Origin of the sequence: Rhizobium sp. B21/90, from assembly GCF_019355815.1 — a bacterium.
Lineage (GTDB): Bacteria > Pseudomonadota > Alphaproteobacteria > Rhizobiales > Rhizobiaceae > Rhizobium > Rhizobium rhododendri.
Genome location: NZ_CP072163.1, coordinates 330,258 through 353,896, shown reverse-complemented (window position 1 = coordinate 353,896; position 23,639 = coordinate 330,258). Strand labels below are relative to the sequence as shown.

Genomic DNA, 23,639 nt, shown 5'->3' with positions numbered 1-23,639 from the left:
GAAATAGCACCAATTTGCCGCCGATCTTCGACCCTGCCTGACCTGCGGCATCCCGAACCTAGACCACGCCCCGCCGGCGGGGATAAGAATTGCTTGCAAGAAATGCGCTAGAGCGTTTCCCTTTCATTCTGGATCATATCCGCAGGAGGTGAAGAAGTTTCGGGCTTCTTGAGGTTCAATGAGGTCGATCAGTTTTCCAATCCTGTCCCAAAGGCCTGCCACAGTGCGTTCTGCCGCCTTGCGCAGGAGTGCTTTCAGCTTTGAGAATGCCTTTTCTATAGGGTTGAAGTCGGGGCTGTAGGGCGGCAAGAAAAGCATGCGTGCACCGGCAGTCTCGATCAACGCGCGGGCAGCGGGCCTTTTGTGGCTGGAAAGATTGTCGAGGATGACAACATCGCCAGGCTTCAATGTCGGAACCAGCACCTGTGCGACATAGGCCTCGAACCAGTCTCCGTTTATCGGCCCGTCGATCACGAGCGGTGCAACCATGCCTGTGCTGCGCAAACCCGCCACCAGCGTCGTCGTCTTGCGGTGGCCGTGAGGAAAGCCCATTCGCAGGCGCTCTCCCTTCCTGCAGCGTCCATGGCTGCGAGCCATGTTCGTCGCAGTCCAGGTTTCGTCGATAAAGACGAGCTTGGCGGGATCGAGATCCAATTGGTCGTCGAACCAGCGCTGGCGCTGCTCCAAGACATCGGGCCGGCTCTGCTCTATCGCGTGGCCAGTCTTTTTTTACGCGTCTGGCCGTGCCGGACAAGGAAGCGGTGCAAGGCCGACTTGCTGATCGTGATGCCTTGCTCCGCCAACGCGTCGCGGAGTTCAAACAGGGTTCCGTCCCGATGTTCGGCGAGCCAGGTCATGATCTGTTCCCCATGCGCCTCGGTTTTGCGGGAATTGCGATCCCCGCCAAGCGGGCCAGGCCGCACATCACCCTGCCGCAGTTGCAAATTTCGCCAGCGACTGACGCTTGCGGCACTCACACCGAAACGTTCGGCGGCTTCTCGATGCGTTGCACCAGCAGAAACCGCAGCAACAACACGAACGCGCAGATCGACAGAAAGGAATTTTGACATATCCGCCGACCTCCATCGGCAGATAGCTTGAATCAGACCCGGACCGATTTGCAAAGCCCCAAAGATTCAATCAGTCAGGGAACCGCTCTAAACAGCGGCGGACTGGATATTCGCAGGCTGTCCGAGTGATGCGACCGACTTCCCCAGCGTACCTTCTCGCGCAGCCTTGATTACGCGATTGATAAAATCCAATTTTTCGACGACAGCCGGCGGCATGACGAAGGGGTAGATGTCATTCTGCCCCATTGAGCGCTGGAAAGTGTTTAGCGCCAGGCTGATCGGAATCCACGCGTCGACAAGCTTTTGAGCGCTATCGGCACGATACGGGTCGAAAGAGACCTCGGCATCGAGATCGCGGTGGCGGAAAGGCTCGATTGACAGACCGAACGAGCGTGCAGATTCCAACGTATCGATGATATGGAAGAAGTGTGCCCAGCACTCGGCAAAGTCTTCGGCAGGGTGACAGCTTGCATAGGTCGAGATGAACCGTTGCTGCCAGTCGGCAGGTGCGCCTTCCTCATAGTTCTTCCTAAGCGCGGCATCGTAGTCCTCTCGCTCGTCTCCGAACAGGTGACGTGCTTCTTCGAGCATGTCGCTCTCAAGCAGAAGCTGGTCGAAGAAGAAGTGGCCTATCTCGTGGCGGAAGTGCTCAAGCAGCGTACGGTACGGCTCGCCCATGGACACCCGAACAGTCTCGCGAACCACGTCATCGGCCTCGGCGGCCCGCAGATTGATCAACCCGTCCTCGTGGCCGGTCATCGCGGGAACGAGGTTACCGACCGAGTCGACGGCGTCGTCAAGAAAATCGAAGACCAGGCCGCGCTTTGGATCAGCTTTCCTGTCAGGGCATGGAATGCCGAAACGGAGTATCGAATAGAAAAGATGGCGCTGGGCAGCACCGATCTTATGGAAGCGCTCGAGGCCCTGAGGCGTGTTTGTGTTCGGAATGACGCGGTTGTACCGTGCGGGAATGCCGAGAAAGTTCGTGTCGTCGGCGGCAACCAGCCAGTTACTGCCATCGATTGCCGCGTTCGAGCACAGCCGGAACACTTCGCCGGGCCGGCAGGCTATTGTGTAGGTCCTGTCTCCCGCATTGGTCAGGGTGTGAAGGGTTAGCGTGTCGGCTGCAAAGCCGACGGGCGCATTGTTAGCCCCGACGCTGAAGTGGTTGTCAAAATACAGAGGCAAGCCGCTCACATCACATTGGTAAAGCCGCATGAATACCCTCGCTCGTTGGAAATCGCTCGTAAACGCACGAGACTGCAAAAAGTATGCGCGGCAAAATCGGAGATCTGAAAAATTTCAAGAGCGCCCGATACGACGATGGCGGAGGCCACTCTTTTCGACTGCCAGGAGCCGTGGTTCGCCCTCAAACGATTTGCTTCGATCTGCCTTTCAGACGGTTCCTCGGTCGGCATCGGCTGCTCAGAATAAATTTTGCTCTATGCCTCGATAAGTCTCCGCCTTGACGCATTTAAGCGTCGATGCCGGATCGTCGGCGACAAGACTTCGAGCAGGAGGCGGCATTGGGCGACACGGATATTAAAACCAGCGGAGCAACGGCGATTGCGACTGCATCAGGTTCCCTGACAGCCCCGACGCTTTCGGGTAGGACGATCCTTACTCTCATCGGCGTTGCGGCTATACTTTACGTTGGGCAGGAGGTGTTCGTTCCGCTGGCGCTCGCCCTTCTGCTGACTTTTACGCTCGCTCCAATTGTCAGCTTCCTGCGCAAGCGATACGTGCCAAGGATTGCTGCAGTCCTTCTAGCGGTCGCGACGGCTTTTCTCGTCATCGCAGCCTTCGGTTTCATAGTCGCCGGACAGGTTGCCAACCTCGCCGACAACATTCCGACCTATCAGCGCAACATCGTCGGCAAGGTCCACGCCCTCAGCCAGGCGGGGTCTAGCAACGGCGTCGTTGAACATCTCAGCAAGGTCGTTGAGCGCATAGGCTCGGAAATGAAGGACACCGCCGAAGAGAGCAAGGAAGACGCCCCACCTTCCACCAGCCGCCGCGACCCGATGCCGGTGGAGATTGTCACGCGCTCCAATCCGGTCGCAACCCTGGGCAACTTCATCCTGCCGCTGATTAGCCCGTTTGCGACGGCAGGCCTTGTCATCGTCCTCGTGATTTTCATGTTGTTGGAACGGGAGGAGCTTCGTGACAGATTCATTCGTCTCGTCGGACTGGGAGATCTGCATCGGACGACGGCGGCCCTTCAGGATGCAGGCAAGCGTGTCGGCAAATACCTGTTGATGCAATTGGTTGTGAACACGCTTTACGCGCTTCCCATTGCGATCGGGCTTTGGTTGCTCGGCATACCGAACGCCATCCTCTGGGGGCTGCTGACGCTCGTTCTGCGTTTCGTTCCCTACATCGGACCCGTTATCGGCATGACCCTACCGCTTTTCCTGGCGCTCGCAATTGCCCCGGGATGGTCGCTGGTCGCCTGGGTCGCCGCGCTGTTCATCGTCACGGAACTGATAAGCAACAATGTTGTCGAACCATGGCTCTATGGAAGCCATACGGGTCTGTCGCCGCTCGCCATTATCGTATCTGCCATTTTCTGGTCATGGCTCTGGGGGCCCGTCGGCCTTATGCTGTCGACCCCACTGACAGTCTGCCTTGTCGTTCTCGGCCGGTATGTTCCACAATTCAGCTTCCTCGATGTTCTCCTTGGAAACGAGCCCGTCCTCCAACCGCAGGAGAAGCTCTACCAAAGACTGCTTGCCGGCGACCCGAACGAGGCAACGGACAACGCCGAAGATTTCCTCGAGAACGAGTATCTGATCGACTACTACGAGAAGGTTGGGCTTCCTGCACTTCGGCTTGGCGAATTGGATCGGCAAAGGGGGGTAATGACAGAAGCGCAGGTCACATTGTTTGCTTCGACGACGCAGACGCTGATTGGCAATCTGGCTGACATTGCCATCGAAGAGGGAGGCGAAGACGGGCTGGCTGAAAACGAACCAGCCACGCCGGAACGAAGTCTTGGAGGACCACATCTGCCGCTTGGCGACGGCAAGTCCGTGCTCTGCATCGGTGGCAGGGGCCCGATCGACGACGCAGCCGCGTCGATGATATCGCAGGTCCTGGCCATTCAGGGCGCGACCGTGTCTCAGGCGGAGCATTCGGCTGTTAGTGGCAGAACCGTCAACCTCCTGCGTCTCGCAGATGTCAATACCGTCCTCATCGCGTTCCTCAATTCTGGCTCCAAGGCCCATGCCAGACAGGCCGTGCGTCGCCTGAAACGACAGAAGCCGTCGCTGCGGGTGGGGATCGTCATGACCGGCATCGAAGGCCAGCTGGAAAGTCCGGTCGCAGCGGCTGAAATCGACGCTGATTTCGTGGTCACAGGCATATCGGATGCGATCCGTGGCGCGCTCAGCGACACCGAAACAGTTACAGCAAGTGCCATGAAGCGCATTAGAAGACCTCGCGAACCGAAGCTCTCGACGATAGTGGCTTAGTGGTAGCGCTTCCATTGATACGCCATCGGCGAGGGGCCGGACGTCGAGTTGGGCCAACGAGTGCAGTGCCTAAAAGACGAACGTCGATACTATCGCCATCGTCAGGAAAAAATCGCGATACCAATACTGGCGGACACGAGCAACTCGCCGCCGAGCATGGTCAGGGGTGTGCAAAGGCAAACAAGCAGGCGTTCCGCGACCTCTTCGGCCTTGGACCGGTCATTAATGCTGTCAATGAAAATAGCGAACGTGTCTCCACCGAGACGTGCCAGCATATCGCTTTCCATAAGCCCTGCCTGCAACCGAGAAGAAGGCTGTGCTAGCTTAGTTGATTTCGACCAAAACATTGCAGGTCTGGAGTTGGCGCACACTATCCCGGAGCGAAACGTGGCATTCCTGTGGACCGGCGGGCGTGAACGATCCATTCTGGGTCTCTGGTCCATCCAGAGCTCTCCCTTACGAATGAAGCTGCACATTGCTTTTCGGACGACGATCGATGAAGTCACCGAGGCTCCTGCCTACTTGCGCTCAAAGGGCACTGTTCCTCGAAATGGCGCAGGAGACCAAATCCAGGAGCCCACCGTGTTTCCCTGGATGCCAGCCTCCAGCGTTTACTTCAATGATCCTGACGGACACTCATTCGAATATATTACAATTTTGCGGGGACAAGCTACGGCAAACATACTCGGTATAATTACATTCTCGAAATGGCACCGGCTATACGATGTCGAAGAATAATGCATGCTCCGGCGAACATAGGATATGAACGAAATAGGGGGAACATCTGCTCACAAATGCCTCGATCCGTTGTTTTCGTTGGAAAAGGCGCTCTGTGAGTAAGGAGCAATGGTTCCATTCCTATCAAGGCGCGGGACATGGCGTTGACGGGCTAGCTTCGTCGTCTAAACCTGAAACACGAGGGGCGCGCCATCCGCTTCTGAAGAACCCGGCCGGCAACCAGGAACATTTGGGTGGCGTATGCGTTGTCAGCTGATTGATAAAGTAGGGATCCCAATGAACGATACAATCTCGGCGAAAAGGGGCGCACAAAGCGCCGGGGACAAGCTCCTCGCCGAGCACCCATCCGAGGACCCCTTCGCGGCGGCGTTCAAAGCCACTCGCATGCCTATGATCATCACCGATCCCCGCCAGTACGACAATCCGATCATCTTCTCCAACAAGGCTTTCAGCGATCTGACGGGCTACGAAGCGGACGAACTTGTCGGAAGGAACTGTCGCTTTCTTCAGGGCCCAGAGACCGATCCAGCGGCAGTCCAGATGATAAGGGACGCTATCAAGGAGCAGCGTTCAATAGCCATCGATGTCGTCAATCATCGGAAGGACGGATCAACCTTCTGGAACGCGCTGTTCATCAGCCCGGTATTTAAGGAACACGGCGAGGCAATCTACTACTTTGCCTCCCAGCTTGATTTCACCGACGACAAGATGAAGCAGATGCAGTCTGCATCGGCGCGCAGGGAGGCCGAAGCTGCAGTTGCGGCTCGCACCAGCGAACTCACTCAGGCGCTCAACGCGAAGACAACATTGGTTCACGAAGTGGACCACAGGGTTAAGAACAACTTGTTGACCATCTCGTCGATTGTGAAGCTTCAGGCCAGGAAGACCAAGGACGAAACCGTCCGCCATACCCTTCTGTCTGTGCTCAACCGCGTAGAGGCCCTCAGCACGGTTCAGCGCAAACTCTTCACCTCCAATGATGTCGGACGCTTCGACGTCGCCGACTTCGCCCGCGATATGGTGGTCGATCTTGTGGGATCGCTCCGACGTGACGACATCAGGATCACGATGGACCTATCGCCCGTCTTGGTACCTGCCGCTAAGGCCTCTCCGCTGGCGCTGATCGTCAACGAACTCGTCGGCGATGCGGTTAGGCGCGGGTTGCGGGACGGCGGCGGGGAAATCCACCTGACGGTCAATCGTCCAAACGGCCATTTCCTCATAGCGGTGACCGACACGGCCGATCCGGTTGCAGTCAACGAGGAAGACGACGAATTCGGGCGACTTATGCTGGAAACCTGCTGCCGTCAGGTCGAGGCTGCGATCGAACGAGAGGTGAAGGGTCGGCAGACAACGGTCAGCGTCACCTTGATGGTGGACAACTGACATGGAGCATAGTTTGAAAATCATGATCGTCGAAGATGAGGCCTTACTGGCACTCGAACTCGAAGAGGAAGTCGAAGCGGCGGGCCATTTGGTCATCGGCCAGGCTATGAACAGGACAAAGGCACTCGCCATCCTCGAAGACCAGAAGCCCGAGTTCGCCTTCGTAGACGTGCATCTCACGGACGGACCCACGGGGCTGGACGTTGGAAAGCATCTCGCGGAGTGCGGCATTCCGTACGTGTTCGTTACGGGCAACCTGAAGCGCATTCCCGAAGACTTTGTCGGGGCGCTCGGTGTTATCGAGAAGCCCTACACCATGAACGGCCTCCAGAATGCTCTTGACTACATCGCACGCCACCTGCGCGGCGACGTCGGATTGGCCGCTCCGCCAAGCCTGATTGTTGCTCCGTCGGTGGCCTGACACTGGCCGCTTCCGACCGGAAAAGACGAGTTTGCAGCACCGCTCGTTTATTGCGTTAGCGGCTTGGCAATCTTACGTGAAAAAACATATACCGCCGTTGCCCGGCTACCCCCGCACTCCATGATGAAACGGTTGCCGATGTCCCTGAAAACCATTGTTCCTGAGTCCAACCGATTGGCGACGAAATGACAGGGGTATCCCAGCGCACTTCGCTCGTGATCGACGGGTCGGAAACACTGGACGTAGCGCTCGTGGCGGAAATACTCTCCGCATGTGACGACTGCATCAAGGTTATCGATCTCGACGGCAACATCACATTCATGAGCGCCGGCGGCATGAGGGTGATGGAGGTCGACGATTTCGAAACCGTCCGAAACTGTCCTTGGCCGGATTTTTGGAAGGACGAAGGCAACAAGGCGGCTCTGGACGCTCTGGCTTCCGCACGGGCTGGCAAAAGTCAGGGTTTCATCGGCACGGCGGACACCGTCAAGGGCAATCCAAGATGGTGGGAGGTCAAGGTATCCCCGATCTTGGGAGAAGACGGAAAGCCGGACCGCATCCTGTCCATATCTCGCGACATCACCGGCACGAAGAAAGCGGAAGAAGCCGCCCTTCGATCACAACGGCGTATGAAAGACACGCTCAAGGCCGGAAGTCTCGGTTACTGGGAACTCGATCTCAAGACCATGGTCCTCGACACCTCTGACGTGTGCCGCGAAAACTTCGGCCGCGACGGGGGCCATTCGTTCAGTTACGACGATCTCCTGAGCGCCATCCATCCAGATGACCTGCCGACGATGCTGTCGGCTGTTAACAAAACGATGGAGAACGGCGCTGACTATGATGTCCAGTACCGCGTCGTCCGTCCCGACGATACCATCTCGTGGGTGCTTGCGCGCGGTCAGCTTGTTCGCGACGAGCACGGACAGGCAGTGGCGATGTGTGGGGTATCCCTGGATATCACGGAACTCAAGGCGATGCAGGACAGGCTTGCGAGAAGCGAGGAGCGCCTCCAACTCGCTCTCGGTGCCTCAACGATGGTAGGCATCTGGGACTGGGACCTGAAAACGGACCTGATTTACGCCGACCCGAATTTCGCCGAAATTTATACGGTCGAACCAGAGCGGGCGGTAGCTGGAGCACCACTCCAGGAATACACCCGGAACTTCCACCCCGACGACATGCCGGAGTTCGAAGCCGAACTTGCAAGGGTGTTTTGCGGTCAACCGACCTTCGAGGCCGAATACAGGATTGTTCAGCCAGACGGCGGTGTTCGCTGGGTCCATGCTCGTGGACGTTTGATCAGGAACGGTGCGGGAGCACCCATTCGGTTCTCGGGTGCGGCGGTCGAGATCACCGATCGGAAGCGGGCCGAAGAGACACAGAAGTTGCTGATGCACGAACTGGCGCATCGCGTCAAAAACACCCTTGCCGTGGTGCAGGCGATCACGACGCAGTCTTTGCGCCACGCGTCGTCGATCGAAGATGCGGGTCAGAAGCTCCATGCCCGCCTGGCAGCGCTCGCCAAGGCGCACGATGTCCTGACGCAGGACGACTGGCGAGGCGCAGCGCTCAACGATGTCGTTGCCAACACCGTATGCAACATCGGCATGCAAGACAGCGACCGCATACGGGTTCGTGGAAAGAGGGTCGTACTTGGACCACAAGCCGCAATGTCGTTCGGCCTCGTGCTGCACGAGTTGATGACCAACGCCGTGAAATACGGAGCCCTGTCGAATGACCACGGGTACGTAGACATCGAATGGTCGGTCGCCCTTGAAGACAACGGGGAAGCATTTCACCTAAAATGGTCGGAGACAGGCGGTCCAGTGGTGGCGGTTCCGGAACACAAGGGTTTCGGCTCGAGACTGATCAAGTCGAGCCTTGGTTCGATGGGATCGGTCGATGTCCTCTACCATCCCGCAGGCCTGGAACTGCGGATGAGCGCGTCGATGGCCCAGATCGAAGCCGCGTCCGACCGCCATGGAACGTCGATGTTGCGGTGACGGATGCCGCGGATGTAAGGGCGATAGAGGCGAAGGCGGACGGCTACCCAGCTACCTGACGGCAGATACTTCGTTGTCCGAGGTTGCCTCTGGCGAAAGAGCAACTCGGGCCTATCGGCGGAGGACCGGGCGCGATTTGTCGGCGACCTCATGTCAGCGCGCAGGGCAGTCCGCACGTCAAGTACCAAAATGATGCCACTGTAGAAGCGCGGAGCCGAGTAAACGATGCAAAATCAGCTTTCAGCGAGCGAGGTGAGGTCTGGTGGGATGACGGAGCGTTGGACTACAACAGGCGTCTCGCGAAGAATATGCCGTATGCGGACTGTTTCGAGGCCCTCTATCCTCGCGCCAGCCGATGCCGACCCCCGTTTACTTAAACAGATGCTGAACCCATTTGCAATCCATGCCAAAAAGGCCGGAGAACGACGTCGAACTCTTGAGAACGTGGGCCATTCCATCAAGGGCAACGTTCGTTTGTCCGTCCGCTCGCGCGGTATATTCCCGGACATGCGGGCGTGGCTCCCGGTGTCGTCGAAGAAGTTGATGGTTCTCGAAGCGGGGGAGCGCGTTTTCTCGATGCCCCCAGATGCGAAGTCCGAATTCAAGGCCGCAGTCGGCATTGTCTCATCGGCGATGAAGGACATCGAAACCCTCCCCATGATCTCCCGCGAGATTCAGGACAATCAGGCCCGCCGAGAGGCACCGCTGGCAAGCGGACGGGCGCCTACCCAGCGCGGGAACAAGGACTGTGAGACTGGCGGGCCGTGCGCGCCAGATTGCCTTCCATGTCTTTGACGCCAAGGTCGTCGAAGAACTCTTGGACAGCGGCGCGGTCGACGAATGGAGAGAGGACGCCATCGCTACGGCGGCGAGAACCGCCGTCGGGCGGAGTTCAAGGCGAAGTTGATGCGCTCTTTGTAAAAGCAGTCCGAAAATTCGTCGGCGAGCACGAAATCGGAGGACGTCTCCGTATCTCTCTACGACTGGGCCGAGTTCGACCTCGACGGGCTGCTGCGGTAGCGCTGCTTACCACAGGGTTGGCGTATCGGACGCCTTCCTTCGGGACCATAGTTCGCTCGTGCGATCCAACACGATCAATTCGGCGGGAACACCCGCTTCTGGAATGCGAGTGCCTCTTCGAAGCTACCTTGAAGCCATTGTTCGTATTAGAGCTGCTGGAGAAGGACTTACATTCGGTTGTGGACAGGCTTGATCGCCTCGTTCGCGTCGGTCATCACGCCGCTGTATACAGGCCCCACTCATCGCTGACGCGCCAGAGGCCCGCCCATGTGAATATCGGATCGTCGCGGTGCGAGAACCACGTCCTCGTCATCTTGCCTTTCTCGCCTTCGGCCTCGGCGAAAAGGGTTACAGGGATCAGGCGACGCCACTGCGGTTTGCGAGCAAGCCTATTGGAGAGAGGGCCGCCGATTTGATCCGGGCGGCATATGTTTAACTGCTCAAGGCCAACCCGCCGCTCTTTCGGTCTAATTCTGTATCGATGAACTCGGCGCCTTGATCAACGGATCGCCAGGTTCACATTATTGGACTGCAGCAATAGCTCGCAATCACTTCTCATTCTTTGCTTTCCTATCCATCATAGAGAACACTATGATGGATACTAAGCGTGATGAGCTCAGTGGAGATTTGCAGGTCGTAAGTTCTTATCCGTTCAAGGCGACAGATCCCACGAGCTGTTCGACCCGGAGACACAGGTGACAACCTCGTGCTGCGGAACCGGGTGTCGATGGTTTGCTAAATTCTCTGTTGCAGATCAACATATCCCAGATCATGTTGCATGAAGCTGACGAGCCAGATGCCGACTTCCTTCGACGGTTGAGATGTTTATCTTCTTGCGATGCATGCAGATACGGCCGCAGTTGGTCACCAGGATATCGCGATCATGGAAGGGATATTTGATGTCCAGCAAGCCGCTATATGCTCTTGTCGATACCTTGTAGATGTCGGCAAGGGCTTTCATGTCGAGCGCTTCTGTGGTCGCTGGTTGTTGAATTCGTGAATGAAAGCATCGAGCGCGCCTGCGGCTGAAGGATGCTTTCTGCCTGGCGGTCACGGTTCTTTCTTTCTGAGGGTAAGATGCATGCCCTGGTGCCGACCGTTTTGCTGCTGCCGGCCGAATTTGATGCATCCGCTTACTCTGTAGAAAAAGGAAAGGATGGGTCACAACCTCTATTGTGGCCGGTGAAGTCGTAACTTCGATGTCGCTCATACCAACTGTCATTGATCAGAACCCTTGCGCCCAATGGCGTCGGCCAATTGACATGATCTTCCATGGACGTTGCTGGAGCGTTCTCCAAGCGTAACAGCAGTGATCGACGATATCCTCGTAGGACTTGAAGACGCGGTTTGAGAGCCAGTTGTCCCTCATGAATTGCCAAATGTTTTCAACGGGGTTCAATTCAGGTGATTTGGGCGGCAGTGGCAGGATGGTGATGTTTCCTGGGACGACGAGATTGTTGGACATATGCCATCCGGCTTGGTCCATGATGAGCACGGCGTGTGCGTTATCGGCGACATTGCGGGATATCTCGATGAGGTGCTGGTTCATGGCATGGGTGTCGCACCACGGCATGACGAGAGCGGCAGCCTTGCCCTGTTTGGGACAGATGGCACCGAAGATATAGGCCGATCGGGTTCGCTGGTCGTGCGGTGCGGACGGCCTTGTTCCCCGCTTGGCCCAGCGGCGGGTGATCTTGTTCTTCTGGCCTATCCGGGCTTCATCCTGAAACCAAATCTCTAGGCGCTTTCCTTGGGCCGATCCGGCGGCAATTTCTGCCACTGCGGCGGGGAAGTTATGGAATGGCTCGCCCCTCCCTCCCACATCGTGCATTTTGCATGAAGAGACTTAACAAGGAGCAGAGCAATGCAGATAGCTGTGTTAGGAATTGATCTTGGAAAGAATAGCTGCAGTGTGGTTGGACTTGACGAGCGTGGCCAAGTCGTACTTCGGCGACGGTTGCGTCGAGAGGGTGTCATCAAACTCGGCTCAACTCTGCCGACGTGCATAATGGCGATGGAAGCGTGCTGTGGCGCCCACCATGTTGGTCGGCAACTTCAGTCTCAAGGTCATGATGTTCGTCTGATGTCACCCGAATATGTGCGTCCTTACATAAAGGCTCAAAAGAATGATGACCGCGACGCAGAGGGAATAGCGGAAGCGGCTACGCGTCCGACGATGCGTTTCGTGGAAATCAAGGACGAAAACCAGTTGGATATGCAGACCCTCCACCGTGCGCGTGACCGTCTCGTCGCGGAACGGACTGCTTTGATCAACCAACTGCGAGCGATCCTCTTGGAGCGCGGCCTTACCGTTCCGCAAGGTCGTCGTAAGCTCGAGATCTGGCTTGACATGAAAACTGATGAAGGAAAGCCCACCCTCAGTCGCCGGACAATAACCCTCATAGCGGATATGCGTGCACAGTGGAGTGAGATGGACCGCCGCATCGCAGCATTTGACGATGAATTCAAAGCCCATGCCCGGTCTGATCAGCCATGCCGGCTTCTAGCCACTATCCCCGGCATTGGACCTCTGAACGCAACTGCGTTGGTTGCGTCAGTTGGGGATGCGCAAACCTTTGGACGCGGCAGAGACCTGGCGGCTTGGCTAGGCCTTGTGCCACGACAGATAACAACCGGGGGGAAACCGAAATTGCTTGGTATCACCAAACGAGGAAATGGATATCTAAGAAAGATGATCATCCACGGCGCGCGCGCAGCTCTTCCAATGCTTTCCAAATCTGCGACGCCTCTTGGCGACTGGTTACGGGGTCTACTTGGTCGCGCTCACAAGAACAAAGTGATCGTTGCACTCGCAGCAAAGTTAGCGCGTATCGTGTGGGCTGTGTTGCAAAGCGGCCGTCCCTACAAAGAAAACGGCTTGGGTTCGATAATCCAAGCATAACCAAATAATCAGCAACGATCGCCGCTGGCGGACGCTGCTGAAGATATCTGCATGTGGTTGTGAAAGATGGCCTGACTGTCGAACGGCATTTCGAAATCCTGGTTAAAAAAATGGCGCAAGCCGCCGAGGAAGTTATGAGGATCGAAATGCGCGGAGCTCCATCTTGGCCAGGGTTTTCCCTGAGACCGGATACGTTGGCGCAGACTTGTTCAAACATCGATCATAAAGCGCTTGCAGACGGGGCGAGCCATACGTTTTTTAAATGCCTCGGCCGCCTCCGGATCCTGCGCATGATGTCTTGGGCGAGCCGAGAGCTTGCGATAGCCCATGGCCCGCACTTCGCGACCCAAGGTCTCCTCGCTCACCGAAATGCGGAACTCTTCCCAAATCCATTGGGCCAGATCACATAGACGCCACCGAACGACGCCATCCAGATAGGGTGTAGGTCCGCGCTCGATGGCTGTCGCCAAGGCCGATCGCTGTTCGTCGTTCAGGAGAGAGGGCTTTCCCGGAGCTTTGCCGTTGATCAGTCCGTCGGGACCGCGAGCATTGAAGCGCACCACCCAGTCGCGCACGATCTGACTGTCACGCTGCCGAGCCGAGCGGCATCGGCGCGTGAACCGCCGTCATAGATCGATGCGAGCGAAAGAAGCCGCCGCGCCTGATCGGCATCGCGTGTCTGACGAGCCAGCCGCCGCAACCTGACCCCGTCGAAATCCGACCGCAACGAAAGCGCTGAACCCATCGCAAACCTCCAGTTTGCACCACAGATTCAGATTCGCCCGCCGTCGGGAACCCCCAAGAGAGTCAGCCTTACCGACGACTGGTATCAGTCGCCAAGTCGCCCAAAGCCCTTCATCTGCGGTGTTGCTCTACTATCGGCCGAAGGTTGCTGCTTTGTTTTTTGGTATAATTGCTATACCAACAATGCATACTAATAGGAGAAAAGCACAAAATAGAACACTCGCGGTTTCAAGGTCACTGGCGGCTATAATCAGACCCACACCGAAACTAGCGCAGACGGTACCAGAATAGCAGATTAGAAAGAAGGACGAGATTGACTTACTAGCTTGATCTGCCGAACTCCGGTGTGCAACAGCTTGAGTCGCGCCTTGCAGTCCCAAACCTTGGCCAACGCCGCAGATGCCAGCGGAGAGCAAGAAAACGGGGAGGTGAGCCCACGTGATCGCAATTGCCAAGCCGACAACTCCCAGCGCTATGAAAACAACACCAACAAAAATTGTTGATGCGTCCGACCGGCGCAAGTGAAGACCGCCTGCAATAGCAGACATGGCAAAGCCGATTGAGACGGCGAAACCCTGAATTGCGGAGTTTGACTCTAACATCACACTGCTTGCGAGAACAGAACCAAGTGCCGCCAGAAGGCCGCCAGAAGCGAATGATGCAAATCCCACTATTACAGCAGCGATAGTTAGTCGGTCTTCAAAAAAAATTCGCCAACGATACTTGAGAGAAGCATTCAGTTTTGACGCGATTTGATCGCCTCTGCTTAGGTTAAGCCGCATAAATGGCGTTACCAGGACTGTCATTCCGATTTGGAGCCACCAAATCAAGCTATCTCCGGAAGGCACATACGCAAGCATCAAACCACTCCAAAGAGGACCGGCAGTTAATCCAATAGCATTAGCAGACGTGGTAATCCTCCCCGCAATTTTTGAACTTCCAGAAAAATCGATACGGCCGAGCACCACCGGGATCACTAATGTAAACACGCCAAGCACCAGACCGTGTATTAAATGGCCCATGTAAATCTCGAAAACGCTCCCAGCCCGTAAGAATACGAGATCTCCAAGGACAGATAAGAGGCAAGAGAAAACTAGAATATAGCGAAAGAACGTTAGCTTCGGTGCAAGCAGCAGGGCGAGCACCACTCCCAAGATATAGGTCGCAAAGAACATGCTGATTGTCATCGATCCAATGGCGAATCTAGCTTCGTAGAGCGGGTAAAACGGAGCCGGGATGCCGCTTGGCATGTGGAGAAGTGCTAGGCTGAATCCCAACAAAAGGACTGGAGCCGAAATTGGGCGTTCAATCTGCATTTGTTTTTCCTTCTGGGGAGAGACGATCGGGGTCGGACCGCCATGCGGTTGGCAAATGATCTACATTTGGCGGAACGAAACGACAGAGCCTTCCGTCAACCATCTCAATGTAAGTGACGGATGAAACGAAGTAGCCCGGAAGGTCTCGAAACCGGTGTAGATTACTGTTTGTCAGCACAGCTGATAATAGGCGGGCCGGCGATTTGTGGGTGACGATTGCGCAGTCCGGATCCGAATTTAACGCGAGGCAGAGTGCGTTAAATGCTCGGCTAAGCAGTACCAGCCCGGCCTCACCATTTGGTGGACCAAATAAGAAAGGACTTTCTTTGTAAGCGCTTAGCCGACAGCGTCTGCCTTATAATTCCAGGGCATTAGCAGCTCGATATCGGCGGCGGGCCAACCGTTTGCGATGCGCGTCAGCGTCTGGGAAAGCCAGGCAAGCGGATCGACGTTGTTCATTTTCGCTGTTTGCAAGAGTGTGGCGATCGTTGCCCAAGTCTCTCCACCGCCTTCGCTTCCCGCAAACAAGCTATTTTTTCTGGTAATTGTCTGTGGCCGGATCGCGCGTTCGACGATGTTGGAGTCTATCTCGACACGGCCATCATTCAGGAAGTGCTCCAGCGCCTCTCGGCGTGTCAGAGCGTAGCGGATTGCCTCGGCTGTCTTGGACTTCCCGGAGACTTTGGATAGCTCCTTTTCCCACACCTGGAAGAGATCGGCGACGATGCCAGCGGACGTCTCCTGACGACGCCTTGCGCGGGTCTCGGCGTCGCTGCCGCGGATCTCGTCCTCAACCTGCCAAAGTCCCGTCATCGCGGTGATCGACGCTGTCGCGGCGTCATTGATGCCACCGACGTGCAGTTCATAAAACTTGCGGCGGACGTGCGCCCAACATCCGGCCAGCTTGATCGTTTCATTGCTGCCGGACTTGGCGCGTTCTTTGAGCATGCTGGTATAGGCCGAGTAGCCGTCAACCTGCAGGATGCCGCTGAAGCCTTCGAGATGACGCGCGACACACTTCCCACCCCTGCTGACTTCGAAGCGATAGGCAACCATAGGCGGGCCAGACCCGCCAAAAGGTCGGTCATCGCAAGCGTAGGCCCATAACCAGGCCGTCATTGTCTTGCCAAAGCCTGGAACCAGCGTCGGCAAGGTCGTCTCGTCCGCAAATATCCGCTCGCTGGCTTTGATACGCTCCAAGATGTAATCCGAAAGGATCCGCAGCTCGAAGCCCAGATGCCCCATCCATTGGGCCATCAAGGAGCGGCTGAGAACCACGCTGTCGCGCAGATAGATCGCCTCCTGGCGATAAAGCGGAAGACCGTCGCCGTATTTGGAGACAGCGATATAGGCCAGCAACCGTTCGCTCGGCAGGCCAGCTTCGATGATATGCGCGGGTGCCAAAGCCTGTAGCACACCGTCACGCTCCCGGAACGCGTATTTGGGGCGGCGTGTGATGATGACCCTGAACTTCGGCGGGATGACATCGAGCCGCTCTGATCGATCTTCGCCGATCAGAACCCTCTCCAAGCCCTGGTATTCTTCTGGGATCTCCGGCTCGATGACTTCCTCTATGCGCTCCAGATGGGCTGCAAAACCTTTGCGAGGACGGGCTTGCCTCTTTGGTCGTTCTCTGCCGACCTGGCTGAGTTCACGATCAATCGCGGCAAGGTCAGTCTCGACCTCCTCGAAGGCGAAGTCGATCTGGTCGTCGTTGATCGCCAGCCGCAGACGCTCGGAGCGCGTTCCTTTTTGAGCACGCTGCAAAACCTTTAAGATTGCCGTCAAATTGGTGATCCGCTCGTCGGCCTTCTGTTGGGCAACCTTCATTCGAGCGATTTCAGCATCAGTCGCAGCCTTCTCCGCGTTCAAAGCGATGATCATCGCTTTCAGCGCATCGACGTCGTCGGGAAGGGCGGGACCGGGTAAAATCATGATGCCAGTAAAGCACAAAAGCGGCCGATTTCCCAACACTTACAGCGACATGATTCATCTTGTCGCAGGCAATTCAGCCCGTTGACAGTGGTCGGCGCACTTGGACGGGATGGATCTTTTTCCAATCCATTCCGGCTAGAAGTGCCATCAACTGCGCATGGTCGAGACGGATACGGGCGCTGGACTGCCCTGGCCAGCAGAAGCCATTTTCCTCAAGAATTTTTGCGTAAAGGCAGACACCTGTCCCATCCCACCAAACAATCCGGATCCGGTCTGCTCGCTTCGACCGGAAGACAAAAAGTGCGCCACTAAAGGGGTCAAGGCCGCCATCCCGCACCAGGACCATCAGCGACGCGGCTCCTTTGCGGAAGTCGACCGGTTGGCACGACACGTAGACCACGACACCCGAAGCGATCATGCCTGCCGTACCGCTCTGACAATGCCGCTCAGCAGCGCCGGATCGATCGAGGCGCTGACGCGAAGTGTCGCGTCGCCAACCTTTATCTCGACGGTGTCCGTTCGGACTGCTTCGAAACGGGTAAAGGCCTCGCCATCTCCGGCTGCGCTCAGGCGCTGAACCGAACCAGACGCAAGCGCTATTCGCCGCCAACCAAAAAGCTGCGACGGGTCCATTCCATGAGCACGCGCAACCGCAGACACATTCGCGCCAGGAGCAAGCGCTTCCTCCAAGATCTGAGATTTCTCCTCGTCTGACCACAACTTCGGCTTCCGCCGCGTTCGCACAGGATCAGCCGTCAGAATTTCGAACGTACGACCCTGATTCATATCTTCACTCATAGGTTTCCCAGCATGATTCACACTGAAAATGAGCGATTTTCCTGCTCAATGCTACGTGGGGTAGCCTTAGCGCTTACCTTTCTTTCCACCTTTCGTATGCAACAGTGTTTTGTACCTCCGCAGGACGGCAACCCTCCCAATCGCCAAACTCCAGTTCCCGAAGCCCGTCGTGTGCTGTTGGAGTTGGCAATGCGAGCTTCCTGGCAACCGTTCCCGCAGTAGTGACCGCCCGACGCTGCGGGCTACAAAAAATGCGTTTTGCATGTGCCATTAATGGGCTCTCGGCCACAGCCTCCGCCATTTTATGTCCTAGAGGCGTGAGATTAACTTCGGTTTTTCCAGAAAATCGACCCTCAAGATTCGCTCTGGTTTGGCCGTGACGCACGATCGCAAGCCTGAATGTCACAGGCAAAGGGCAATAGCTAATTCCAGTCGAGCCTCTCTCACGCATTTTCTATGCCCCTACGCAAGCCGAGAAACGTCAAGCCCCAAGGTTTCCGCCACATAGTGCGCAACTTCTGATTCACTGTCCTTTGGAAGGTCGTGGAGACGCGCTTCGAACTCTCGACCTTTCGCGTGAACCAAAGCCATGACTTGACTAGCGAACGTCACGTCCATGACTTCATTGGGATTTCCTTTTCCGACGGTGAGGTTGGCGATGTGTCCATCCGCGACCAAATAGATTGTTCTATTTTCGGACAGGGCATGCGCACTCATGCCGTGAGAGAAAGGCCGTTCCGCCCCCTGTTCCTTAAGTGCTGCCACGTCGATCTCAAAAGGTAAATGACCACCATTAACGAGAACGACACCGTTTTTGAGAAGGTCGAAATGCGGCCTACCTAATACCCCGCGTCTCCCAGTCACGGTACAAACTATGTCGGCGAGAGGCAGCGACTCCATACAGGGGCTGACCTCAAACCCACTTAGCGCAGCAATTAGCGCTCGCGTGGGACGAGTTTCTGCAACGATTACGCGAGCGCCCAGTCCTCGTGCTTTTTCTGCCAATCCCGCGCCGACTCGACCAAAACCAAAGACAAGAAATACTTTCCCCGCCAATAGTTTCTGAGTTACGTCCAGGATTGTTGCGATAAGAGACTGACTAGTTCCATGTGGATTGTCGACAAGCCGTTTCCCCAGTGAATCATCACTTTTTAGCACTGGGAAACTAAGGGGGGTCCCGGCAATTGCCGAAATTCCTTCGGGTGTCTTTTCGGCCGCAAGCCGTGGCAATGGTGTTTGACATCCAGGCAAATGAAAGTCTCGAATCAGGCGTGCGCCTTCATCAAGTATCAAAGTTGGTCCGCTCGGCCAGTAATCTCGGACCATCCTAACGCCAGCATCTAATTCCTGGGTTGACATCCCCTTTCGTCCTGTAACAAAAACACCGTCGGCTATCACGGCCAACCTAATTCCTTCGTCGGTCGTCGACGTGCTAGATGCGCACCACGCGACCTCTGCACCTAATCTTCGTAGCGTATCCACCTGTACGGCCGTTGCTTCCGTGATGTGACCACATAGAGCGATCCTTTCGCCGGTGAAAGGTATCTCTGTTCGGTAATTTTTGCTAATGGCAGCGAGCACCGGCATTTCGGTGGTCGCGCGAGCTCGCCGCACGTTTGCCATATCTATTTGCCCAGTTTCGTCATGTATGGTCATGTAACCTCCTCTGCAGTTCGCTTCACTCGTCGCAACGCAGGCCCATCGCATGGAGCTTCCGAGCGGCCACATCTTCATCTTGTTCATCTGATATTTCATGCAATCTGGGCTCGAGCGCGCCTTGTGCGAATTGTGCTCCAAATACGGAAAGTGCCTGATTGCAAAACGTTACGTCCATCACCTCACTTGGGTTACCGGCAGCAGCAGCTAGGTTAACAAGTCCGCCACGCGCGATCAGATTTAGCTCATTTCCGTTTGCCAAAGTGTAGGATGTAACGAGGTCAGTACGGATCGTTCTTGCCGTGGCCATAGCCTCAAGGGCACTGACATCAATTTCAGTAACCGAATGTCCGGTATTGCAGAGCGTGATGTTATGTTTAGCAAGAGCTAGGTGCTCACTGCGTACTACGTTTGGAACTCCCGTCGCTGTGCAGAGAATATCGGCTTTTGAGACAGCCTTTTCCAAGGGCAGCACTTCATATCCTGCTAACGTCGCCTTAATTGCTGTTTCGGCCGAACGGCAACATATTACGACCCGTGCGCCTTGTCCTGCTGCTCGTAGGGCAATCCCACGACCGACGTGACCGAAGCCGCAAACTACAAAAACTTTACCAGCAAGAAGTTTTCCGGTCGCTCGCAGAATTCCATCTACTGTCGACTGTCCAGTGCCGAAAGTATTGTCCACTTCCCATTTCGTGACGACATCATTGACTAATAGAATCGGAAATGGGAGTACTTGGCGCTTCGCGATCTCCCTAAGCTCTGCACACCCTTCTGTCGTTTTCTCGGTCAGAAATTTCAAATTAGGAAAGCGTTCCGGCGCATCAATCGCAGCTTTCACCAATCTGGCTCCGTTGTCGATGATGATAGTGGGGCCATCTACAAAGTGATCCAAGGTGCTTCTCAGGGCAGCTTGGACTTCGGCTGTCAGCATGTTACGCCAACCGAAAATCGTGACGCCTCTTTGACGCAATACAGCCGCAATTTCGTTCTGGGTAGAGACCTCGTCACCTCCAGTCCACACGATTTCTGCTCCGGCAACCTGGAGAAGATTGATCAGGACTCCCGTTTCTTTAGTGAGGTGAACACATCCGGCAATGCGTGCTCCTTCGAGCGGCCTTGAGCTAGTCGCGTATTCCAGTAAACCGTTCAGAACCGGCATTTCTTTTGCCGCGTTACTCAGTGCACGCCTACCGGCTTCCAGAAGCTCTTTGTCCAGCGAATTCATGTGCGTGCCTCTTCAAGAGAAGAGCAGCCACAATTCGGATGGCCCGTTACATGATCGACCATGGCGCGAACCACCTTCAAGATCGCGGGACTATCAGCGGCAAATGCCTGCAGGACGCCGCGATGCGAAACAGGTTTCGCGATTTCATCGGCGATAACTTCCTTCGCGGCGACGTCGTAATCGGTAATGTAGGAGATGTTCGCATAACAAAGCTCCATCTCTCTGGCCAGCACCACCTCCGGATATTGCGTCATATTGTATGCGGCGTCCACGCCCCATTGATTTTTCAGTTGCAGCGGCTTGATAGTATTGCCTTTGGGGCCGGATGTGAGCTCACCGACGAGTATCTGACGAGCTCATTGTGAGGACTTGATGCGGGCGGCATAGGCCCAAGGCATTAGGGCATCGATGTCTTTGGCGAGGTGGCCGTTTGCGAGGCGGGTGAAGAGGTCGCACAGATAGGCGTAAGGCTCAATTCCATTCATTTTACATGTGCCGATCAAGCTGGCAAACCGGGCCCAATTTCGGCCCCCTTCATCGTGGCCGGCGAAGAGCGCATTGCGGCGGTTCATGGCCGGGCGACGGATCGCGTTTTCCACCAGGTTGGAGTCAATATCGACATGGCCGTCGTCTAAGAACAATCTGAAGCCGTCTTGCCGCGTCAGCATGTATGCCAAGGCTTTTCCAAGATCTGACTTGCGTGAGACACGTGCAGCCTGAGCCGCGATCCATGTGAAGAACTTGTCCACCAGCGGGAGCGACAACTCCTGTCGGACTGCCCGACGATGTTCGGGCTCATTGCCTCGAATACTGTCTTCGATCTTGTAGAGCGCGGCGATGCGAATGAGCGCCTCATCAACGATGGGTGATCCGCTCCTCGGCGTGGCCTTGATCAGCTTTCTGCGCCCGTGTGCCCAACAGAAAGCCAGTTTCAAGGGATCGCCGCCCACACGCTCCGACGTGGCAAGGTGAGAGTAACCACCGTAGGCATCGACCTGGATCGTGCCGTTGAACCCGTCGAGGATTTCAGCGGCATATTCGCCTTTACGCCCAGGCCGATAATGGAACACCACGCCTGATGGCGCAGAGCCATTCCAGCCGCGGTCGTCACGCAGCACGGCCCAGAGATAACCCGTCTTCGTCTTGCCTCGCCCCGGATCAAGAACCGGGGCGGTCGTCTCATCGACATAGAGCCGCGTGCTGTCCCACAGGAGCTGTTTAGCCATATGGTCGACCACCGGCCGGATTTCGCTGCCCGTGCGCCCCATCCAATCGGCCAGGACCGTGCGGTCTATCGGCACCCCGTGTCGTGCCATGACCTCGGCCTGCCGGTTGAGCGGCATATGTTCGGAATGCTTGGAGACGGCAATCTCCGCCAGAAGGGCTTCGGTCGGCCAGCTCCCTTCCAGCAAATGTGCAGGCGCTTTGGCCTGGACAACGCCAGTTCGCCCCTTGGGACATGCGTATTTCGGGCGGATCGTGACGATCACCTCGTAGCGTGCCGGGACCCGGTCGAGCCGTTCCGTCCGATCCTCGCCGATCCGCACCATGTTGCCGCAACCGCAGGGGCAAACGATGCTCTCGGGCTCGATCACGCGCTCGACCCGAGGCAGGTGTTCAGGCAGTGCACGGGCCTTACGCTCCTTGCGAGAAACGGCCTTGTCCGGATCGCCAACCTCTCCAGGATTGATTGCGCTGGCTTCGATCTTCTTCTCGACGGCGGCGATCCGCGCCTGTGTTTCGGCAATCGCCGTTTCAAGGTCTTCCAGTGCCAGTTCCATCTGCCCCGGATCAAGCTTTTCCGATTTCGGCCCGAACTTCGCGCGCCGATATTCATGAACCTGACCCTCGAGTGTCTCGATCAGCTCCTTCAACTCGGCGATGAACACATCCTTTTCGGCCACAACTGCCTGCTCGTGCTGACGTGCTGCACGCTCGACCGACAGCTCGAACTGCATCTCCGCGAAGGCTTTGGCGACCTCTGGTGGAAGGTCCGGATACAAGCTGAGATCAAAGGATTGCGACATGCCACTTTATAGCAAAATGGCATCAAAAATCCAAATAAAACAATGCGAGAGCCGCCAGAATTTACCCCGCTGCAGACGGCGCACTCACCCGTTGCGCCATCACCCGTCGCCAGTCCAGACCTTCGAACATGGCCTCATACTGACCCCTGGAAAGACGCATCGTTCCATCCTGAACCTTGGGCCAAGCAAAGCTGCCTTGTTCCAGAATTTTATATATTAACACCATTCCGCTGCCATCCCACACCAGGATCTTCAGACGATCTCCGCGCTTCGACCGGAAGATGACCGTAATCCCGGAATGTGGATCGAGCTTCAACTCGGTCTGCACCATCAGAGCCAGCGCCTGATGCCCACAGCGGAAGTCCACCGGACGCGTTGCGATCAGGATCGGCAGTCGTTGGCCCGCGACAATCATGGCGCTCCTCGCACAGCGCGAACCAGAGCGGCGACCCGTTCAACGGGCACATCGTTCGGAACCCGCATCACAACGTCTGAGCCAATCTCCAACGTCAAAACCTGCACCTTCGGCCCGTCGGAGGCCAGCTTCGGCAGCGGCAACCGATTGACAGGCTCAGGCGCATCCGCAGCGATTGCCAGAGGCACGAATGCCGGCTCGATACCATCGTGCTCCGACGGCGTCGTTGCCGCCGCAAACGGCAGCACCAGAATGCCGTCGCGCACCTGACGTCGCCAATCGGAAAGCTGGTTTGCTATAACGCCGTGACGGCGCGCGACATCCACAACGCGAACACCAGGCTCAAAGCTTTCCGCCACGATCCGCGCCTTCACATCATCCGGCCAACGCCGGTTTCCGCGGCGCGGCTCGACAACTTCGTAGCGACCAACAAATCCATCATCTGCCATGAAAATCTCCAGATACAACTGGAAACCTTCTCGCATATGCAGCAAGCCTCAAAAT

The 23,639-nt window shown here is 56.4% G+C and carries 22 protein-coding genes and 2 pseudogenes; 6 read left to right on the top strand and 18 right to left on the bottom strand.

From position 1 onward, the window contains the following. Positions 1 to 123: 123 nt before the first annotated feature. The 3 genes from J5278_RS19840 to J5278_RS19830 all read right to left on the bottom strand — a co-directional run bounded on the left by J5278_RS19840 (position 124) and on the right by J5278_RS19830 (position 2,488). Positions 124 to 1,070, bottom strand: a protein-coding gene (locus J5278_RS19840; RefSeq protein WP_209186540.1) for an IS630 family transposase whose coding sequence is annotated in 2 segments (ribosomal slippage) — positions 124 to 731 and positions 731 to 1,070 — 948 coding nt in all. Because the reading frame shifts where the segments join, the coding sequence is not laid out codon by codon here. Positions 1,071 to 1,157: 87 nt separating this feature from the next. After that, the gene (locus J5278_RS19835) at positions 1,158 to 2,288 is read right to left on the bottom strand and encodes a putative zinc-binding metallopeptidase (protein WP_209186937.1); all 1,131 of its coding nucleotides are present in this window, start codon (positions 2,286 to 2,288) and stop codon (positions 1,158 to 1,160) included. Then, positions 2,264 to 2,488, bottom strand: coding sequence for a hypothetical protein (locus J5278_RS19830; RefSeq protein WP_209186938.1), 225 nt, complete (start codon positions 2,486 to 2,488; stop codon positions 2,264 to 2,266). Before J5278_RS19830 ends, J5278_RS19835 begins: the two co-directional genes overlap by 25 nt. A gap of 66 nt (positions 2,489 to 2,554) precedes the next feature. On the opposite strand from J5278_RS19830, the gene J5278_RS19825 reads away from it, so the two are divergent. Then, positions 2,555 to 4,543 (top strand): AI-2E family transporter, encoded by a 1,989-nt coding sequence (locus tag J5278_RS19825; protein ID WP_209186939.1) that lies wholly within the window; start codon positions 2,555 to 2,557, stop codon positions 4,541 to 4,543. Positions 4,544 to 4,644: 101 nt separating this feature from the next. Here the strand turns inward: J5278_RS19825 and J5278_RS19820 are convergent, their stop codons facing one another. Next, complete coding sequence (locus J5278_RS19820; protein WP_247749502.1) at positions 4,645 to 4,818, bottom strand: diguanylate cyclase domain-containing protein; 174 nt, start codon at positions 4,816 to 4,818, stop codon at positions 4,645 to 4,647. A 739-nt stretch (positions 4,819 to 5,557) separates the two neighbouring features. Between J5278_RS19820 and J5278_RS19815 the strand changes: the two genes are divergently transcribed. From J5278_RS19815 to J5278_RS19800, 4 genes and pseudogenes are all read left to right on the top strand, one after another. Next, positions 5,558 to 6,667 carry a histidine kinase dimerization/phosphoacceptor domain -containing protein gene (locus J5278_RS19815; protein WP_209186941.1) on the top strand — a complete coding sequence of 370 codons (1,110 nt, stop codon included), beginning with the start codon at positions 5,558 to 5,560 and terminating at the stop codon, positions 6,665 to 6,667. A 13-nt stretch (positions 6,668 to 6,680) separates the two neighbouring features. After that, a complete protein-coding gene (locus J5278_RS19810; protein ID WP_209188300.1) occupies positions 6,681 to 7,088 on the top strand; it encodes a response regulator in 408 nt (135 codons plus the stop codon). Between the two features lie 185 nt (positions 7,089 to 7,273). Next, complete coding sequence (locus tag J5278_RS19805; protein ID WP_209186942.1) at positions 7,274 to 9,094, top strand: PAS domain-containing protein; 1,821 nt, start codon at positions 7,274 to 7,276, stop codon at positions 9,092 to 9,094. A gap of 403 nt (positions 9,095 to 9,497) precedes the next feature. Continuing rightward, positions 9,498 to 10,114, top strand: a pseudogene (locus J5278_RS19800) (hypothetical protein). Between the two features lie 769 nt (positions 10,115 to 10,883). Here J5278_RS19800 and J5278_RS31040 read toward each other — a convergent pair. Next, positions 10,884 to 11,324 (bottom strand): hypothetical protein, encoded by a 441-nt coding sequence (locus J5278_RS31040; RefSeq protein ID WP_247749503.1) that lies wholly within the window; start codon positions 11,322 to 11,324, stop codon positions 10,884 to 10,886. A 15-nt stretch (positions 11,325 to 11,339) separates the two neighbouring features. Beyond that, positions 11,340 to 11,909, bottom strand: a pseudogene (locus J5278_RS19790) (IS630 family transposase); the annotation flags it as partial. 69 nt (positions 11,910 to 11,978) lie between these two features. Here J5278_RS19790 and J5278_RS19785 point away from each other — a divergent pair. Continuing rightward, the gene (locus tag J5278_RS19785; protein ID WP_209188302.1) at positions 11,979 to 13,016 is read left to right on the top strand and encodes an IS110 family transposase; all 1,038 of its coding nucleotides are present in this window, start codon (positions 11,979 to 11,981) and stop codon (positions 13,014 to 13,016) included. A gap of 209 nt (positions 13,017 to 13,225) precedes the next feature. Here the strand turns inward: J5278_RS19785 and J5278_RS19780 are convergent, their stop codons facing one another. The 12 genes from J5278_RS19780 to J5278_RS19725 all read right to left on the bottom strand — a co-directional run bounded on the left by J5278_RS19780 (position 13,226) and on the right by J5278_RS19725 (position 23,584). Further along, positions 13,226 to 13,591 (bottom strand): winged helix-turn-helix domain-containing protein, encoded by a 366-nt coding sequence (locus J5278_RS19780; protein WP_209188303.1) that lies wholly within the window; start codon positions 13,589 to 13,591, stop codon positions 13,226 to 13,228. 300 nt (positions 13,592 to 13,891) lie between these two features. Next, positions 13,892 to 15,076 carry a hypothetical protein gene (locus J5278_RS19775; protein ID WP_209187045.1) on the bottom strand — a complete coding sequence of 395 codons (1,185 nt, stop codon included), beginning with the start codon at positions 15,074 to 15,076 and terminating at the stop codon, positions 13,892 to 13,894. Positions 15,077 to 15,412: 336 nt separating this feature from the next. After that, positions 15,413 to 17,011: an IS66 family transposase gene (locus J5278_RS19770; protein ID WP_209187040.1), complete on the bottom strand. Its 1,599-nt coding sequence runs from the start codon at positions 17,009 to 17,011 to the stop codon at positions 15,413 to 15,415. 73 nt (positions 17,012 to 17,084) lie between these two features. Then, positions 17,085 to 17,429, bottom strand: a complete 345-nt coding sequence (tnpB, locus tag J5278_RS19765) for an IS66 family insertion sequence element accessory protein TnpB (RefSeq protein WP_209187038.1) — start codon at positions 17,427 to 17,429, stop codon at positions 17,085 to 17,087. Beyond that, positions 17,426 to 17,809 carry a transposase gene (locus tag J5278_RS19760; protein ID WP_209187039.1) on the bottom strand — a complete coding sequence of 128 codons (384 nt, stop codon included), beginning with the start codon at positions 17,807 to 17,809 and terminating at the stop codon, positions 17,426 to 17,428. The genes tnpB (J5278_RS19765) and J5278_RS19760 overlap by 4 nt, the downstream gene beginning before the upstream one ends. Before the next feature lie 73 nt (positions 17,810 to 17,882). Next, positions 17,883 to 18,260 carry a histidine phosphatase family protein gene (locus J5278_RS31640; protein ID WP_209186982.1) on the bottom strand — a complete coding sequence of 126 codons (378 nt, stop codon included), beginning with the start codon at positions 18,258 to 18,260 and terminating at the stop codon, positions 17,883 to 17,885. A gap of 11 nt (positions 18,261 to 18,271) precedes the next feature. Further along, positions 18,272 to 19,465, bottom strand: a complete 1,194-nt coding sequence (locus J5278_RS19750; RefSeq protein WP_209186983.1) for an adenosylhomocysteinase — start codon at positions 19,463 to 19,465, stop codon at positions 18,272 to 18,274. Positions 19,466 to 19,487: 22 nt separating this feature from the next. Beyond that, complete coding sequence (locus J5278_RS19745; protein WP_209186984.1) at positions 19,488 to 20,693, bottom strand: adenosylhomocysteinase; 1,206 nt, start codon at positions 20,691 to 20,693, stop codon at positions 19,488 to 19,490. Further along, positions 20,690 to 20,947 carry a hypothetical protein gene (locus tag J5278_RS19740; protein ID WP_374109203.1) on the bottom strand — a complete coding sequence of 86 codons (258 nt, stop codon included), beginning with the start codon at positions 20,945 to 20,947 and terminating at the stop codon, positions 20,690 to 20,692. The genes J5278_RS19745 and J5278_RS19740 overlap by 4 nt, the downstream gene beginning before the upstream one ends. Positions 20,948 to 21,049: 102 nt before the next feature. Beyond that, positions 21,050 to 22,720 (bottom strand): IS66 family transposase, encoded by a 1,671-nt coding sequence (locus J5278_RS19735; protein WP_219258326.1) that lies wholly within the window; start codon positions 22,718 to 22,720, stop codon positions 21,050 to 21,052. A 61-nt stretch (positions 22,721 to 22,781) separates the two neighbouring features. Next, complete coding sequence (tnpB, locus tag J5278_RS19730; protein ID WP_209207799.1) at positions 22,782 to 23,135, bottom strand: IS66 family insertion sequence element accessory protein TnpB; 354 nt, start codon at positions 23,133 to 23,135, stop codon at positions 22,782 to 22,784. Then, a complete protein-coding gene (locus J5278_RS19725) occupies positions 23,132 to 23,584 on the bottom strand; it encodes a transposase (protein ID WP_142832485.1) in 453 nt (150 codons plus the stop codon). Before J5278_RS19725 ends, tnpB (J5278_RS19730) begins: the two co-directional genes overlap by 4 nt. Between the last annotated feature and the right edge of the window lie 55 nt (positions 23,585 to 23,639).